Annotated in this window: 15 protein-coding genes; 13 read left to right on the plus strand and 2 right to left on the minus strand. The window is 62.7% G+C overall.

Annotation, left to right across the window (positions count from 1 at the left end):
• Nucleotides 1-35: 35 nt before the first annotated feature.
• Entirely contained in the window at nt 36-275 is a 240-nt protein-coding gene (locus tag ASE85_RS17040; protein ID WP_056691059.1) for a helix-turn-helix domain-containing protein, read from the minus strand.
• Between the two features lie 715 nt (nt 276-990).
• Here ASE85_RS17040 and ASE85_RS17045 point away from each other — a divergent pair.
• From ASE85_RS17045 to ASE85_RS23165, 13 genes are all read left to right on the plus strand, one after another.
• Nucleotides 991-1,956: an ArdC family protein gene (locus tag ASE85_RS17045; protein WP_056691062.1), complete on the plus strand. Its 966-nt coding sequence runs from the start codon at nt 991-993 to the stop codon at nt 1,954-1,956.
• Complete coding sequence (locus ASE85_RS17050; RefSeq protein ID WP_056691065.1) at nt 1,953-2,381, plus strand: DUF2958 domain-containing protein; 429 nt, start codon at nt 1,953-1,955, stop codon at nt 2,379-2,381. The genes ASE85_RS17045 and ASE85_RS17050 overlap by 4 nt, the downstream gene beginning before the upstream one ends.
• Before the next feature lie 107 nt (nt 2,382-2,488).
• On the plus strand, nt 2,489-4,285 hold the full coding sequence (locus ASE85_RS17055; RefSeq protein ID WP_056691068.1) for a ParB/RepB/Spo0J family partition protein: 1,797 nt from the start codon (nt 2,489-2,491) through the stop codon (nt 4,283-4,285).
• 187 nt (nt 4,286-4,472) lie between these two features.
• Complete coding sequence (locus tag ASE85_RS17060; protein WP_056691072.1) at nt 4,473-4,901, plus strand: DUF5990 family protein; 429 nt, start codon at nt 4,473-4,475, stop codon at nt 4,899-4,901.
• Between the two features lie 356 nt (nt 4,902-5,257).
• Nucleotides 5,258-5,557, plus strand: coding sequence for a DUF736 domain-containing protein (locus ASE85_RS17065; RefSeq protein WP_056691074.1), 300 nt, complete (start codon nt 5,258-5,260; stop codon nt 5,555-5,557).
• A 158-nt stretch (nt 5,558-5,715) separates the two neighbouring features.
• Nucleotides 5,716-5,946 (plus strand): helix-turn-helix domain-containing protein, encoded by a 231-nt coding sequence (locus ASE85_RS17070; protein ID WP_056691077.1) that lies wholly within the window; start codon nt 5,716-5,718, stop codon nt 5,944-5,946.
• Nucleotides 5,943-6,524 (plus strand): S26 family signal peptidase, encoded by a 582-nt coding sequence (locus ASE85_RS17075; protein ID WP_056691081.1) that lies wholly within the window; start codon nt 5,943-5,945, stop codon nt 6,522-6,524. Before ASE85_RS17070 ends, ASE85_RS17075 begins: the two co-directional genes overlap by 4 nt.
• The gene (locus tag ASE85_RS17080; RefSeq protein ID WP_056691083.1) at nt 6,512-7,147 is read left to right on the plus strand and encodes a lytic transglycosylase domain-containing protein; all 636 of its coding nucleotides are present in this window, start codon (nt 6,512-6,514) and stop codon (nt 7,145-7,147) included. Before ASE85_RS17075 ends, ASE85_RS17080 begins: the two co-directional genes overlap by 13 nt.
• Before the next feature lie 232 nt (nt 7,148-7,379).
• Entirely contained in the window at nt 7,380-7,751 is a 372-nt protein-coding gene (locus ASE85_RS17085) for a hypothetical protein (protein ID WP_235523592.1), read from the plus strand.
• Nucleotides 7,752-8,002: 251 nt separating this feature from the next.
• A complete protein-coding gene (gene rlxS / locus ASE85_RS17090; RefSeq protein WP_056691326.1) occupies nt 8,003-9,967 on the plus strand; it encodes a relaxase/mobilization nuclease RlxS in 1,965 nt (654 codons plus the stop codon).
• An 18-nt stretch (nt 9,968-9,985) separates the two neighbouring features.
• A complete protein-coding gene (locus tag ASE85_RS17095) occupies nt 9,986-11,494 on the plus strand; it encodes a DNA cytosine methyltransferase (protein WP_200928391.1) in 1,509 nt (502 codons plus the stop codon).
• 83 nt (nt 11,495-11,577) lie between these two features.
• Nucleotides 11,578-13,152: an AAA family ATPase gene (locus ASE85_RS17100; protein ID WP_235523593.1), complete on the plus strand. Its 1,575-nt coding sequence runs from the start codon at nt 11,578-11,580 to the stop codon at nt 13,150-13,152.
• Nucleotides 13,149-14,357: a hypothetical protein gene (locus ASE85_RS23165; protein ID WP_156358401.1), complete on the plus strand. Its 1,209-nt coding sequence runs from the start codon at nt 13,149-13,151 to the stop codon at nt 14,355-14,357. The genes ASE85_RS17100 and ASE85_RS23165 overlap by 4 nt, the downstream gene beginning before the upstream one ends.
• 60 nt (nt 14,358-14,417) lie before the next feature.
• Here ASE85_RS23165 and tnpC read toward each other — a convergent pair whose 3' ends face one another.
• Complete coding sequence (tnpC, locus tag ASE85_RS17105) at nt 14,418-16,007, minus strand: IS66 family transposase (protein ID WP_443018542.1); 1,590 nt, start codon at nt 16,005-16,007, stop codon at nt 14,418-14,420.
• Nucleotides 16,008-16,010: the final 3 nt, after the last annotated feature.

A 16,010-nucleotide genomic window follows, 5' to 3' on the forward strand; every position in this document is an offset into this window, starting at 1 on the left:
CTTGCGAGTGGGGCGGACGAATTTTGGCGGCAGGCCTACTCTTGTTCGTCGGCAACCGTGTCGGGCAATTCATCCATAAGAAGAGTGTAAGGCTTGACCCCCAGGGAAGCCGCAAGCCGGTCCAGCCTATCGATGCTGACGCTGTACTTCTGGCGCTCCAACGCACTTACGTAGGTTCGGTCAATGCCTGCGGCATCCGCTAGGGCCTCCTGAGACAACCCGCAGGCAGACCGAAGCGATCTCAGATTTCGCGCCAAATGCGCTCGGCTCGACATGGGTCGGCATCGTCGCGATTGTAGAGCGATGATCCACGGAGTATACTCCACAGATCATTCAAAGGACTTGTTGGCCGTATGCCAAGCTCATTTAATTTATCGCCGGAAGCGCCGAACGACCCTGTCGCGGTCCCGTACGATCAGATGCACTTGGCCCTGTACGCTGCGCTCCTTGATGCTGATGCTGCTGGACAGACGTGGATAGAGATGTCTGAAATTCTGATGGGCCTCAATCCGAATGACCCTGGCGCAAGAGGCTGCTGGGCATCACACCTGAGGCGAGCACGCTGGATTGTCTCCGATGGTCTGGATGCCGCCATGTCGACGTTTACTCATTCGCACTGAAGGAAGTGCTTGGCGCACCGCGGCATAGCCGCGACCGCGCTCTAGGGGTCGCTACACTCACCCCCGAGCCCCTATGGGTCTCGTCCTGTCGGTAACGATCGCTTGCGCAAGGGCGGTCGCCGCGCTGTGCGCGCGGCGGCGTTTCCTGTTTGCCTCTCCCGGCGTGGCGGGTGTGGCCGGCGCTCCCGGCTAGGCCCGTCGCGGCCAGGGACAACCCCGCTCGCTGCGCTCCTGCGGGGTGCTCCACATCCGTTTCGCCCTTGCGGTGTCCTTGTCCGCTGGAGCCGGGCCTCTTGATCGCGTTTCGCCGCCCACCCCCGCCTTTGCGGGGAGGCTTTGTGCCTTTTTAGGGTGGCGGGAAGGACAGGTCATGTCGAGATCATCAAGCCGCAGTGCTGCCCGGATGGGGTGTGAGGAAGTCAGTGGCGAGCGTCCCAGCCTCTATGACGAGGTCACCCTGCGCATCTTCGCCGAACTGGAGGCGGGGCGCTTCCCGTGGGTGCAGCCATGGGGAAAGGGGCAGGGCATTGGCCCCGGCCTGCCGCGCAACGCGGTGACGGCCCGGCCTTATTCGGGCGTCAACATCCTGATTCTGTGGTGCGCCGTCATCGAAAGCGGCTGGTCATCGCAAGGCTGGTTGACCTTCCGCCAAGCCCGAGAGGCAGGAGGGTGCGTGCGAAAGGGCGAGCGCGGCGTGACCGTGGTCTATGCCGATCGCTTCACACCCAAGGGCGAGGCCGAGCGGGCCACACGCGACGGCGACGAGACTCGTGCCGTTCCCTTCCTCAAGCGCTTCACCGTCTTCAACATCGCCCAATGTGATGGCCTATCGGCTGAGCTTGGCGGCGATCCGGTGCCGCTACCCGAATGCGAGATCGAGCCGGTTGCCAAGGAGGTGATCGCCGCCTCGGGCGTCGAGTTTCGCGTGGGCGGGGACAAAGCCTTCTATGCACCCGGTGCCGACTTCGTCGCCGTGCCGCCGCAGGCCGCCTTCTTCGAGCCGGTGAACTGGCACCGGACGGCATTTCACGAACTTTGCCACGCGACTGGCCACGCCAAGCGGCTGGGCCGCGATCTTGCCAATTCCTTCGGCAGCAAGGACTATGCCCGCGAGGAACTGGTCGCGGAGATGGGCTCTGCCTTCCTCTGCGCGGCGCTCGGCATCGTCCCGACAGTCCGTCATGCCGATTACCTCGGCGCATGGCTCGATGTGCTGCGCGAGGATAACCGCGCAATCTTCCGTGCCGCCAGCGCGGCTTCGAAGGCCGCCGACTGGCTGCTTGCCCGCCATCGCGAGGCTGAGAATGCCCGAGCCGAAGAAAGGATCGCAGCATGATCCTGCTTCCCGATGACCTGCGCGAGACACTGCGCGCGAATGCGATCCGCCATGGCATCGCCATGCGCAGCGGCCTTGCCGAACCGGACTTCGTGCCCCTCCTCAAGCTCTTCAATCCGCTGGGCGCGGCCACATGGCTGGCGACCGAGCTTGCCGAGGATGGCGACACCCTGTTCGGTCTTGCCGATCTTGGCTTTGGATGCCCGGAAATGGGCACGTTCAGCTTCTCGGAAATCGGCGCTGTCCGGCTGCCTTATGGCATGGGCATCGAGCGCGATCTGGCCTTCGAGACGGCTCACCCGCTTTCCGTCTGGGCCGCATGGTCGCGCCGTTCCGGCTCGATTCTCTGGGCGCAGACGATGCTCCGCCGACACGGTCCGGCTTCCCCCGACGCACCTGCGGACCCCGACATTCCACCGTCCTGACGGCGGATGACGCGAGGCGGCGCGCCACGCTGCCATGTAAGTGCCGGTCAAGCCACGAACATCGCAACCAGCGCGACCGGCACCTTTTGAAGAAAGGCAAATGACCCATGAAACTCGATCATATTCCGCTCGACAGGCTCTATGTCGACAAGACAAACATGCGCTTTGGCCGCAAGGCCCCGGATGTGTCGGACATCCTGCCGACCGTCCGCGCGCGCGGCGTCATCCAGACGTTGCTGGTCCGTCCCCCCGATGCCGAAGGGCGCTTCGGCATAGTCGCGGGAAGCCGCCGCTTCCATGCCTGCCGCATTGTCGCCGACGAACGCCGGGAGGCGGGCGACATCGATCCCGAGGCGCTGCTCTTGCCCTGCGGCATCATGGAGGAAGGCGATGATGCCGCCGCCATCGAGGCCTCGATGATCGAGAACATGGCCCGGCTTGACGCCGATGAAGTGCGCCAATGGGAGAGCTTCACCCGGCTGGTGAGGGAGGGACGCGGGGTCGAGGAGATCGCCATGACTTTCGGCCTTCCCGAACTATCCATCCGGCGCGTCCTCGCGCTAGGCAACCTGCTGCCGCGTATCCGCGATCTCTATCGTGCCGAGCGGATCGACCGGGCCACGGTTCGTCACCTTACGCTGGCGAGCAAGAGCCAGCAAAAGGCATGGCTGGCCCTGTTCGACGACGCCGACGCCTATGTCCCCACAGGCCATCAGTTGAAGCTGTGGCTCTTTGGCGGCCAGTCGATCCCGGCCCGCTTCGCCCTCTTCGACATCGATGGTTTCGGGGGCGCGACGGTCGCCGACCTGTTCGGCGAGGACCGCTATTTCGCTGATCCTGACGCCTTCTGGACGGCGCAGAATGCAGCGATCGAGACGGCGCGTGCCGCCTATCTCGAACAAGGCTGGAGCGATGTCGTCGTGGTCCCGCCTGCCGAGCACTTCCAGTCATGGGAATTCGAAAAGGCCGCGAAGCGCAAGGGCGGGCGCGTCTATATCGATGTGCGCGGCACAGGCGAGGTCATATTTCACGAAGGCTATGTCACGCGCGCCGAGGCGCGCCGGATCGAGCGCGGAGACACCGCCTCGCGGCCCAAGGCGCAGCGCCCGGAGCTTACGTCCACGCTCCAGACCTATGTGGACCTGCATCGCCATGCGGCCGTGCGGGGCGCGCTCATCGGCCAGCCCGCGCTCGCCCTGCGTCTCATGCTCGCACACGCCATCGTCGGCTCGCCCTTATGGACCGTGCTTGTCGAGCCGCACGCGACCCGCAACGACGACGTGCGTGAGAGCATCGAGACATGCCGGGGCGAAGCGGTCTTCGACGCGGAACGTCGGACGGTGCTCGATACGCTCGGCTTCGCCGCCGAAGAGCCTACCGTTACCGGCGGCCATGGCGACGACCATGGCGTGGCCGGGCTGTTCCTGCGTCTTGTCGCCTTGCCTGACGAGGCCGTGATGCGAGCCATCGCCGTCGTCATCGGCGAGACCTTGGCGGCAGGCTCGGCTGCCGTCGAGGCGGTCGGGGAGGAGGTCGGGGTCGCCATGGCAGACTGGTGGCAGGCCGATGAAGCGCTCTTCGCATTGCTGCGCGACCGTGAAGTCCTAGGCCGGATGACGGCCGAAGTGGCGGGCGAAACGGTCGCCAATGCCAATGCGGGCGAGAAGACGAAGACCTTGAAGCGGATCATCGCTGACCATCTCGGCGGCGCCGAAGGCAGGGACAAGGTCGAGCGCTGGGTGCCCCGCTGGATGCAGTTCCCGCCCTCTGCGTACACCGAAAGGGGCGGCGTCGGCACCGTGGCCGCCCATGCCGAGGTCATCGCTATGCGCCAGACGGCCAGTGGCAAATGCAATGCGGAACGGGAGGAGGAAGAGAGGCAGCCGCTGCCCCAAGCGGCGTAAGTCGGCGCGGGCGGGAGCCATCCCGCCCGGCTTTGGCCTGCTGGGAAAATTGCGCCGCGCGGCCTCGCCCTATGGGCTCGGCCGCGCGGCTTTGTCGTGCCTGGATGGGTGCTGGAACAGACAAGCATGGCGCATTATGATGGGCAAACTGGTCATGGAACCTGGGCGGAGAAATGCGGGAGCGTCGATGAAGCGCACGGACACGACCGACATCAAAATGCGGATCGTCATCGATCAGCCCGTAGCGCACGTACTCCACAGCCTGCAATCCAGGGACGGCAAGCCACTCGATCCGCAGCGCTCCCGCGACGGCGAACCGCTTGCTTTCGATTTCGCCGTCCGCGTCGGGCCCGGTCCGAAATTCTTCGGCGACCAGGTTCGGCCCGAGGGCCCCATCCGCCGGTTCGTCTATGTTCGCGTGGGCCAAGCGGCCGGTGATCATGCCTCCCCCTGGATCCGCCGGATGAAGGTCGACATTCATGATATCGACCCTGTGCTGCTGGATCGCGCGGGTCGAGGCGGAATTATCGTCACCACTGTCTGTGGAACCGGCGAGGATGGCAGCCCCGCCTGCGCCACGGTCCTCCCGTTGCGCCGGGAGCTTGCCGAGCGCTAGGACGCGGGGGGGCGTTTGTGCGCGCACCCGAGCGTTGCGGCCTCCTCGTAGCCTGTCCTTGCCCAGGGCTCCGTAGCCATATCGTGCGAACAAACGTCTCCACTTTTGGATCGCTCATGCCGACCCTGGCCTCTCTTGAAGGCTGGTCTGGCGGCGTGCGCGCCTTGTCCATGCAACGGCTTCGCGCCTCTTTCTTCCCCGCCCTGACGGGCTCCTCGCGGACCAAGAAACAGGCGCTCTCGCCGTCCTTCGCTGGCGCTGCGGCCGTCCCGGTGCACGGCGGCACGACACCGCCCGATCGACCGCCATCGAGGCCGCATCGGGCGGCATTCGGGCAATCGAGAAGGAGATATATCATGGCACAGATCGGCAGCTTCACTCGCAACGAGGACGGCGTCTACAACGGGGAAATCCGCACCCTCACGCTTCGCGTCAAGGCCACCATCCGGCCCGTCGACCGGGAGCACGACAAGGCCCCGGACCATCGTGTCAGCGCCGGTGGCGTCGAGTTCGGCGCGGGCTGGACCAAGGCCGCTCGCGAGACCGGCGCCGAATATCTCAGCCTCAAGCTCGACGATCCCTCGCTTCCCGCACCGATCTACGCGACGCTGACCCAGGGCGACAATGGCGAGCACAAGCTCATCTGGTCCCGCTGAGGAGCACGAGCCCCGCGCCGAAACCGGCGCGGGGCCCGGCCCTGCTGTGTCGAAAACGCGCCTCGCGGTTCCGACACTCCCGCCCCGGTATCCCGCCAGCCATCCTCGATGTCGCGACCGCATTGTCTCGGGTCGCTCTATTCGAAGGATGGCTCATCATGGACGACGACGACCAGATCGCCCGGGCGACCCGCGCCAAGCGCGGCTCGCCCTTCCTCAACACCGAGCAGGCGGCAGCCTATCTGAAGATTTCCGCCCTGCTGCTGCGGCGCATGCGGCGCGGCGGCACGGGACCGATCTTCCGCCGCCACAGCCGCTTCGTCCAATATCATATCGATGATCTCGATGCCTGGTCGCGCGAGCATAGTGCGCGTGGGCTGTCGAAGTGAGCGGCCGTCGCGAAAGTGGGCGCGATGCGTCGCTTCTCGCCTGGGGTGAGGCGCTTCGCCTGCGCAAGGAGGTGCAGCGTCGCCGCAGCCGGCGCTTCTTCGCCGTTGGACTGGGGCTCGGCATGGTCCTTGGCTCGGCCATGCTTCCGCCAACGCCGCGCCTTGTCTGGAACGTCAGCGCCAGTGCCCCGGTCGGGCTCTACTGGATCAATCCGCATGCGACCGTGGCTCCCGGCGACATGGTGGTGGCACGCTTGCCCGAACCTGTCCGGGCGCTCGCCGCCGCCCGGCGTTATCTCCCTGGCAATGTCCCGCTCGTTAAGCGCGTCGTAGCCGAGGCGGGCGATGAAATCTGTGCGCTTGGCGACCAGGTCTTCGTCAACGGCCGGCCGGCGGCGAGGCGACGGCTGGCCGATGGCGCGAGGCGAGCCATGCCCTCATGGCATGGCTGTCGCATGCTGCGGGGGCGGCAACTGTTGCTGCTGATGGACAGCCCGGACTCGTTCGACGGCCGCTATTTCGGGGTGACCGAAGGCAACGATCTCATCGGGAAGGCACGGTTGCTGTGGCGCCGCTGAGATGGGCCGTGGCCCTTCTGGCGTTCGCCGCGCCGGTCCCGGCAGCGAGCCAGCCATCGGCCCAGCAAGCTGGATCAACGTTTGCGACATGGCGGCCGTACATCCGCGAGGCGTCGCTGCGTTTCGGCGTCCCGGCGGCCTGGATCGAGCGCGTCATGCAAGCCGAAAGCCGGGGCCGCACTTCCCAGGGCGGAAGGCCGATCCGGTCGTCGGCGGGCGCGATCGGGCTCATGCAGGTCATGCCTGCGACCTGGTCGGACATGCGCGCCAGACTTGGCCTTGGCGCCGATCCGGATGACCCGCGCGATAACATCCTCGCGGGCACATTCTACCTTCGCCTGATGTACGATCGCTTCGGCTATCCTGGTCTTTTCGCGGCCTACAATGCCGGACCGTGGCGCTATGCCGACTATCTTGCCGGTCGCACAAGACTGCCGCGCGAGACCATCGGCTATCTCGCCAGTGTCGCGCCGGAAGCAAAAGGGAGTGATCAGGCCTCGGCAGCAGCGCGGCCAGTGGAGAGGCTTTTTGCTGTACGAAGAGTACTAGCATCGCCGCTCGTCGATAGCCCTGATGCGTCGGCCCAGGGGTCACTCTTTGTTGCGCTGTCGCAGGGGCGATGACGTGAGGTCGTGTGCCAACGAGAGGAAGGAAGCTCGTCTCGATAGACCCAGTATGACGGCTGGCGGAGCGGCTATCAAGGCCCGCGGGTGCCCCCCAATTTTCTTCGAAAATCGGTTCCCCCCACGTCCGCTTCGCGGCGCGGCGCTTCGCTCCGCGGCCCTGACAGCCGCTCCGCCAGCCGTCCTTCGAACGCCGTTCTCGATGATGGGAACGCGAAGCTTGGAGGTTTTAATGGGCATGTATCAAAGCATCGGAACGGCGTCGGCGAATGCCGTTGATCGCGTGATGGCAGCGCTGGTTTCTGGCCTTGAACTGGAATTCGGTCGGGGTGCTGGCGAAGCCTTGGCGCACCGGTTTCTGGAGGCTGAGGAAGCGGACTTTTGCTGGGATGCTCGGATCGAGGAGCGCTGGATCGGCGCCTACGAACGCACCGATGGCGAGGAATTCGAACTCGACCGGATCGCGATTTGCGGGCGGCTCGACGGGAAATGGTTCTGTGCAACCATGATCGTGGATGGCGATGGCCAGGCCCACGGGATGGTGGGATGCCGCCAGTTCACGTCACGGGTCAGGGCAAGGGACGCGATGCTCCATGCGCACTGATCGCAGCGCAATTCGCGGGGAGAGGCGGCGTCGCAAGGCGCTCGTCTCTCCCCTTTTTTTGAGCCTTGGGGGTGAGTGGGAGGGAAGGGAGGGGAAACAAGATAAAGGCAGTGTCTCGCGACCCCTGCCAAGTCCCTGTCTGCACATCCTTTTTTCACGAGACAGGCAATCGCGACCGCGAGACAGTCAGGGCCGGAATGGCCGAAATCAGCCATTTTCTGCCCGAAATCGCGAGACCGGAGCACGGTGTGATGTCTGACGACGATTTCACCCCCCGGCTCGGCAGCCAGCGCGGCAAGGATGGCAAGAAGATCGTCAAATATGGGGGACGCATCCGCGCTGCTGCGCGCCTCGCGGGCACGAAGACCGGAGTCCGCTCGCGACGGTTCGACGGCAGTCGGATCGGGCGCGGCGCGAGCATGGGGCGATTGCTGTCGAGCCGCGACCGGCTCGCGGGATTTCGCGGACGCCGTGCGGTAGTGAAGGCGAGCCTGATTCGCTTGGCTGGAAAGGGCGGTCAGGCCGCCCGCGCGCACATGCGCTACATCCAGCGCGACGGGGTGACCCGCGAGGGCTTGCCAGGCGAACTTTACGGTCCCGAAACCGACCGTGCAAATAGCGGTGATTTCCTGAAGCGGACCGCCGGCGATCGCCATCAGTTTCGCTTCATCGTCTCCGCCGAAGACGGCGCGGAATATCCCGATCTCAAGCCCTATGTCCGGCGACTGATGACCCAGGTCGAGCAGGACCTTGGCACGAAGCTGGACTGGGTCGCGGTCGACCACTTCAACACCGAGCGTCCGCATACCCACATCGTGCTGCGCGGGGTCGATGACCAGGGCGACAATCTGGTCATCGCGCGGGAGTATATTTCGCACGGGCTTCGCGAGCGCGCGTCCGAGCTTGTGACGCTCGACCTCGGCCCTCGTACGGACCATGAGATCGAGGCGCGGCTGCGCCATGATGTCGACCAGGAACGGCTGACAGCAATCGACCGTCGCCTGCTGCGCCGCATGGGCGTCGATCGCACGGCATCACCGGCCGACAACGATCCCTTCCAGCAATCGGTGGCGGCAGGCCGGCTTCGCAAACTGAAGGCGATGGACCTGGCCGACGATGTCGGTGGCGGACGCTACAGACTCGCTGAGGGGCTGGAGGAAACGCTGCGCCGGATGGGTGAGCGCGGCGACATCATCCGCCTCATGCAGCGTGAGTTGACCGCCCGCAGGCTTGACCGTGCTGGCGTCGAGCAGGTCGTGTCAAATGACCTTCGAGAACCGATCGTCGGACGGGTGATTCAGCGTGGCTTTTCCGACGAGCATCGCGACCGCCATTATATGATGGTCGATGGCATCGATGGGCGGGTCCACTATCTCGATATCGGCCGGGCCGATGCGGTGCCGTACGTGCCTGAAAATGCGACGGTGCGGATCGAACCAAGCAGGCTTGGCGTGACGCAGGCTGACCGAACGGTCGATGCCGTCGCCCGGGCCAATGGCGGCCGTTATTCGATCGACATCCATCTGGCGGGTGATCCGCAGGCCAGCGAAGCCTATGCCGCGAGCCATGTCCGGCGGCTGGAGGCCATGCGACGGGCGGGCGTGGGGCCAGAGCGATCGGAGGATGGGAACTGGACCATAACCGAAGATCATCTTGCGCGCGCCGAGGCATATGCCGCTCGGCAGCAGCGCGATCGGCCAGTGGCGGTGTCTGTCATGTCACGCACGCCCGTCGCCGAACTCGCGGTGAAGGATGCCCCGACATGGCTCGACAGGGAGCTGGATGGAAGCGCGGGAAGCGCCGTGCGCGATGCTGGTTTCGGGCGTGAGGTCCGGACCGCTCTGGCGGCACGCCGGCAATGGCTGGTGGAGCAGCAGCTGGCTGCCCTGGACGGCGCCACGCTTCGCCTTCGGGAAGGAACGATGTATAAGCTACGCCAGCGTGAACTGCGCCAGGCTGGCGACCGGCTCGCGCAGGATGTCGGTAAGGCGTTCGCACCCGCCAGCACGGGCGACCGGATCGAGGGAGTGATTGCCCGCCGGGTCGACCTCGAAGGGGGCAGCTACGCGCTGGTCGAGCGGTCGCGGGATTTTACCCTCGTACCCTGGCGTGACGTTCTTGAGCGAAACATCGGCAAGGCAGCGTCCGGCATCATGCGGGCGGACGGGATCAGCTGGCAGTTCGGACGCGGCCGATCGGGACCGTCGATCGGCTGAGCTCCATCGGACAGGGTGTTGTTCGAGCGCACCGACGCTGAACTGTGGAGCGAGTGGAACAATTTGAGAACAAATGCTTCTCAAATTCGATTGCGGTTGCTAGGGGGTTCGCTAGCATTTGCAGCGTGCAATTCGGCTTGGCGGGGAGAAAATATGCAGACAGTTTCCGATGCGCCGCGTCGCTTCATCTCAGGCGAGCTTTTTTGTGGCGCCGGTGGACTGTCCAGCGGGTTCCACGCGCACGGGTTCGATCCGCGCTTTGCCAACGATATTTGGCCACTCGCTTTGCATAATTTTCTCATGAACTTTGATCCTCTTTATGCTGCTTCGAACGGCAAAAAAGGAGAGATTGTGGCGGTAAGCGGCTCGGTCGAAGACATCAACGTGGATACATTGCTTCGTCAGACGGCTGGCACATCGGCTGAACCGCTCGAGCAAGGCGAGCTGGACGTCCTCCTCGGCGGCCCCCCGTGTCAGGGATATTCGGTCAACTCCCACACGCGTTCTGCTGAGGATCCGCGCAACTTTCTGTTCCGGCATTATGTTCGCATTCTTCAGGGCCTCGCGCCTAAGGTCTTCGTCTTGGAGAATGTGCCGGGAATGTACTCGCTAGAAGGCGGTCGCTTTTTCGACGAATTAGTCAACATGATCGGCCGTCCGACTAAGGGGTGCCCCGGGTACGAAGTGGCATTCAAGATTGTTAATGCCGCGCACTACGGTGTGCCTCAGGATCGCTTCCGCGTCGTACTTGTTGGCACGCGTCGCGATGTTGCCGACAGAGCTGGAATTGTTGAGCTTCCCATCCCTCGCCACTATTCACTCGCCCAAGCGCACTTCAAAGGTGGGCGAGCTCATACTTTTCATCATGCTATTGGCTTTCGGAAGAGGCTTAATCAGCCGGGCGTGCCGCAGATCGGCCCGAACCTTTGTGATCCGATTACAATTGCAGAGGCTATGAGCGATTTGCCTCAGCTCACCAACGGTGGCGGATCGGATCTGGCCTCCTACTCCAAGGCGAAGCGACCACAGTCCGATTATCAACTCTGGGCGCGAGATGGCGCATCAGTGCTAAGCAATCACTGGTGTCGTGCTTTGGCTCAGCCAAATATTGAACGCGTCAAACACATTCCTGCTGGCGGAGACTGGCGATCCATTCCGCACGAGCTTCTCCCACCGGGTATGCAGCGTGCACAACGTAAAGATCACACCAAGCGGTATGGCCGGCTCCGGCCAGACGAGATTTCCGGAACGCTACTGACGAAACCCGATCCGCACTGGGGGACGTTCATCCATTATGACATCCGCCAGCAGCGACTGATATCAGTCCGTGAGGCAGCGCGAATTCAGTCGTTCCCTGACACCTACCAGTTCTTTGGCGGTCAGGTGGACCAGTACAAACTTTGCGGTAACGCAGTGCCTACCTTGATGGCCGCAGCAGTAGCGAAGGAGGTCGCGGGTGTTCTCGACCGTTACTATCGGGATCTGCCGGCCAAAGCGTCGGATCGCTCAAGCTCGGTGCGTGCCTGATCGTGGCAAATGACAGTGCTCTCCAAGAACGCCTAGAGGCGCTTTCAGCCAGTGATCCGCGGATCAACATCGAGAAGATCTCGATGCGCGATCTTGCGAATGATCTCGGCATTGAACTCAGTCGTAGCCCCAACCCGCTGTACCGCATTCGCATAGATGAGCCAGGGCAGCAGGGTTTCGAGGCAGTCGCATTCACCCTCATCTTGAACGCAAGCAATAGGCCAGCCACAAGAGCTGAAGCACTCGGTCAAGCGATTGCTCAAAGCGACGGCGCACTATTTGATCGCAATCCGCTGCTGCTCGTGTTCGATTACAATCAGAGCCGCTTCTTAGTCGTAGCGGCAGCTACACTATTCGGCGCGTTCGCGAAGGAAGCGGCGAAACGAGAGATTCCCGCCTCCGGCAGTTCTAGTTTTTCGCTCACGCCAAATTTCGAGCATCGCACGATCACGATGTACGCCAATGTGAGCGGTAATGATGTTTGGGCGGGCGACTTGCCACCTCTCGACGGAGACGCGTTGATCGTCGGTTTGAAGGCGGTCAGAAGCGCGACAGAGGCAGCGCCGGTCGCGAGCATCGTCGAGGCTGTCAAGAAACGCCTCGCAGCCACACCGACCGTGGCAGTTGGCGATCCCAATCCTGCGGTTCTCACGGTTCCGCTCGACGAGTTTAGCGGTGACGACATCAGGATTGATAGCCGCTCTTGGCGGATGATCCTTACCGCGATTCGGTCCTCGCCGGCGGTAATATTGGTCGGTCCACCCGGGACCGGTAAAACGGCGCTGCTTTCCAAAGCCGTCCGAACACTTTCGGGCGATCCTCAGTTCGTACCTGAGGGAGGCGTATTCCACGATCCGCTATGGGCAACGCCAGACGAAAGTTGGACGGCGCGTGATCTGGTGGGCGGCGACACGATCGTTGATGGGCAAATTCGATTCCGCCCGGGTTGGGTTGTTCGCGCAATTGCTGATGATCGCTGGCTCATTCTCGACGAAGCAAACCGAGCTGACATGGATCGCATCTTCGGTGGCCTCTTGACGTGGCTTTCAGGCGGAACGGTGGCCATTGGTTCGGAACACAGCGGTAATGGCGCACGGGAAATTCTACTTGGTTGGACCGCGGGTGCTTCGAGCGTAAGCGAAGGTGAAGAACAGCGCGCAATACGCTATAAAGCGGGCGCGAATTGGCGCCTGCTGGGAACGTACAATGCGTTAGATGCCCAGCGGGTCTTCCGTTTCGGTCAGGCGCTCGGTAGGCGGTTTGTTCGTGTGCCGGTGCCCGCGTTGACGCCGGATCTGTTTGTCGAAGTGCTCGGCGAGCGAGCATCAAGACTCTCTGCAGATTTGCGGCAGGCTGTTGCGAGGCTGTATGCTGCGCATCATGCAAGTCCTGCAACCGTTTTGGGTCCGGCCCTATTCCTTGCGATGTGCGGCTACCTTGCATCGGCAATCGCTCTCCGAGACGAGAGCGCCAACATCGCTGACAATACACTGAGCGAGGAACTGCTTGCCGAGGCATATGTCGTTCACATCGGCACATGGCTCGCTCAACTCGAACCATCTGATCGCGACGGGTTGCGTGATCGCGCTCAGCAGAGTGGCGTCTTCTCCGATGCTGAATGGAGTTGGATCGAGACGATGATCGAATCTCTCGCTTGACGTCAGCGCCCATTCCAGAGGCCGGCCTTGCCGAAGTATTGAGCAAGTGGATCGGACGTGGGCAGCTATTTGAAGGCCTCGCTGCGTCTATTGACGAAGCGGATGAGCGTGCTTGGTCTGCGCACGACTTGCGGGCGCGAGCTCATCGGTTGCTTTTTGAGCAAATGATGCCTGACTTGATCAGCTTGCCATCTCGATTAGCAACGTGGCTGGACGCCTTACCGGCGATCCGTCTCCAACATTTCGTCACAGCAGATGTCCCTTTAGCCGGCACGGATTGGGTCACGACTCGTATCCGGCACGGCTGGCCGCCCAAGGAATTTGCCGCCCGACAATCGGTGCGTTCAACGGATATGCTTTTGTCGACCACGTTGAAGTGGACGCTTCAGGGGTTGGCTCGAGTACGCTTGGGCGCCTTAAAGAGTTTTACAGAAGTAGACTTGCCAGCTCGCGCACAACTCGATGTGACAAGTCGCCTACTGAACTTCGATCCGCTTTTTTCAGCAGATTCTATTCGACCAACGCGGCATGATCTCCGGGCCGTTGCGCGTGCGGGTCGACCTTGGGGTAATGTGGCGCGCATCGCTGAGTCATTGTTGGTGTTGGAAGAAACACCCGAGCGCATGGCGTATGAACTGCTGATGCCAGATGATGAAATTCGATGGCGGCTCTTTCATCTCGGTGTCTTGGGTGTCCTTTTGCAAGCTTTGAGAGGTCGAGGATGCTCGATTGTGTCGTTACGACCAATCAGTGCAAGGAGCACTGGTCCCGCGTTTCGAATAACAGAGAACACCGGAAAGGTTTGGTCCCTTTGGTTTGAGGCCGCAGGCATATGGAGTGTGTCAGGAACACGGGCACCATACGCCGAAGCCACAAGGGGACTAGCCCTGAAAGACAGATCGTTAGGCGCCGATTTGTTACTATTGTCGGGTGAGGGCGAAGCGCTTGTTCTGGAGTGCAAATACTCGAGAAACCCTGAATTTGTTGCACGAGCGGGCTATTATCAGGCGGTGGGTTACGCAGCTGAGCTGGCTTCCCGATTGTGCTCGACGGTCATGGCAATGGTAGTTGGGCCAGATGGTGTCGTCGGCTCGTCTAGTTCGACTAAGCTCGCTTTCGGCACAGTAGGCACATGTGCGCCCGAGCACCTCGCGACTTGTGTTGACGAATTTTTCGTCAGCTTGAAAGCGGATCCCGTGCTTTAGTGAGCTAAATCAATTTGTTGCAATCCATAACGGACGTAAGCGTGGGCTGGAGGCCGCAGATCAGGCGGCTTCGGCGATTGCCTGATTATCTGGCTGCCAGTTCCAAGGCATGAGTTCATCCCAGCGAGCGGCAGGCCAGTCAGCAGCGATCTTGGCTATGACATCGGCGATGTAGGCCTGCGGTTCGAGGCCATTGAGCTTGGCAGTCTCGATGACCGAGTAGATGGCAGCGGCCCGATCGCCGCCTGCTTTTGAGCCTGCGAACAACCAGTTTTTGCGGCCTAGGGCCACGCAGCGCATGGCGCGCTCCGCAATGTTATTATCGATTTCCAGGCGGCCGTCGTCGAGGAAGCGCGTCAGAGCGACCCAGCGTTTGCGGCCATAGGCGATCGCCTTTGCCATCTCGGACTTGGGTGAGAGACGGCGCGTTGCATCGTCGAGCGCCTGGCGCAGATCGTCGATCAATGGCTGGGTTCGGTCCTGGCGGCTTTGTCGTCGGATATCGGGCTGATGGCCGCGAACCTCAGCCTCGATCTCATAGAGCTGACCGATACGTTCCAGCAGATCAGTGGTGAGCGGGGTGGACTTGGTAGCGTGAATGTCGAAGATCTTGCGCCGGAAATGCGCCCAGCAGGCGACCTCGGTGACGCGGTTGGTGTCGTAGAGCTTGTCGTATCCGGCATAGCCATCGGCCTGTAGATAGCAGGTGAAACTGACCAGCTGGCGTTGGGGATGCGCGCCGGTCCGGTCGGTGGTGAACTCGTACCAGACCAGCGGCGGGGTCGTGGCGCCGCAGCCGCGATCGTCGACGGCGTAAGCCCAGAGCCTGCCAGTCGCCGTTTTACCCCGACCCGGATCGAGCATGGGCACCGGCGTATCGTCGGTGTGGATCTTCGAGGCGGTCAGGCCGACCTCGCGGATACGACTGATGATCGGGTCGAGCAGCACGGATGCCTGGCCGACCCAGCCTGCCAGCGTCGAGCGATCGATCTCGATGCCCTGCGCCGCCATTATCTCAGCCTGACGGTAGAGCGGCAGATGATGGTCGAACTTGGAGACGACGACATGGGCCAAGGTGCCGAAGGTCGCCTTGCCCCTGGCTATCGCCTTCACCGGTGCTGGCGCTTGTACGATCTTCTCGCACGACCGGCAGCTATACTTGGGGCGGATGGTCCGAATGACGCGCCACTGCACAGGCACGGCATCGAGCATCTCATCGCTATCCTGCCCCAGCGGCCGCAGCGCGCCGCCGCAGTCCGGACAGGTGCAGTTGCCCTGCTCGGGCTCGATCCGCTGCTCCTCACGCGGCAGATGGGCAGGCAGCGCACGAACCGGCGACGGCCGATCTACGGCTATCGGATCGCCTCGACGCGCGGCGGCGACGATGGCCTCGCCTTCGAGTTCTTCGAGCGCCAGCTCAAGCTGAGCGATCTGGGTATCGAGCTTCTCGGACGACTTGCCGAACTGCATCCGCTTGAGGCGTGCAATCTGCACGCGCAGCGTATCGATCAGGATGTCGCGGGCGGAAATATCGGCGTGGGCAGCCGCCAATGCAGCTTCGAGCTCGGCGATCCGAGCGTCTTTATCAGGGGTGGAAAAGCCTGCGTCCGACACCACGATTATATAGCAGATCGGTGGTCGCAATGCCAGTAA

The sequence above is a fragment of the Sphingobium sp. Leaf26 genome, from assembly GCF_001421665.1.
In the GTDB taxonomy this organism is placed as follows: Bacteria; Pseudomonadota; Alphaproteobacteria; order Sphingomonadales; family Sphingomonadaceae; genus Sphingobium.

What these genes read in the sequence shown, in the direction of transcription:
- ASE85_RS17085 (WP_235523592.1), top strand. Translation starts at nt 7,380, where the DNA reads ATGGGCATGTATCAAAGCATCGGAACGGCGTCGGCGAATGCCGTTGAT.
- ASE85_RS17070 (WP_056691077.1), top strand. Translation starts at nt 5,716, where the DNA reads ATGGACGACGACGACCAGATCGCCCGGGCGACCCGCGCCAAGCGCGGC.
- ASE85_RS17060 (WP_056691072.1), top strand. Translation starts at nt 4,473, where the DNA reads ATGAAGCGCACGGACACGACCGACATCAAAATGCGGATCGTCATCGAT.
- rlxS (WP_056691326.1), top strand. Translation starts at nt 8,003, where the DNA reads ATGTCTGACGACGATTTCACCCCCCGGCTCGGCAGCCAGCGCGGCAAG.
- ASE85_RS17055 (WP_056691068.1), top strand. Translation starts at nt 2,489, where the DNA reads ATGAAACTCGATCATATTCCGCTCGACAGGCTCTATGTCGACAAGACA.
- ASE85_RS17050 (WP_056691065.1), top strand. Translation starts at nt 1,953, where the DNA reads ATGATCCTGCTTCCCGATGACCTGCGCGAGACACTGCGCGCGAATGCG.
- ASE85_RS17100 (WP_235523593.1), top strand. Translation starts at nt 11,578, where the DNA reads ATGCGCGATCTTGCGAATGATCTCGGCATTGAACTCAGTCGTAGCCCC.
- ASE85_RS17045 (WP_056691062.1), top strand. Translation starts at nt 991, where the DNA reads ATGTCGAGATCATCAAGCCGCAGTGCTGCCCGGATGGGGTGTGAGGAA.
- ASE85_RS17065 (WP_056691074.1), top strand. Translation starts at nt 5,258, where the DNA reads ATGGCACAGATCGGCAGCTTCACTCGCAACGAGGACGGCGTCTACAAC.
- ASE85_RS17040 (WP_056691059.1), bottom strand. Translation starts at nt 275, where the DNA reads ATGTCGAGCCGAGCGCATTTGGCGCGAAATCTGAGATCGCTTCGGTCT.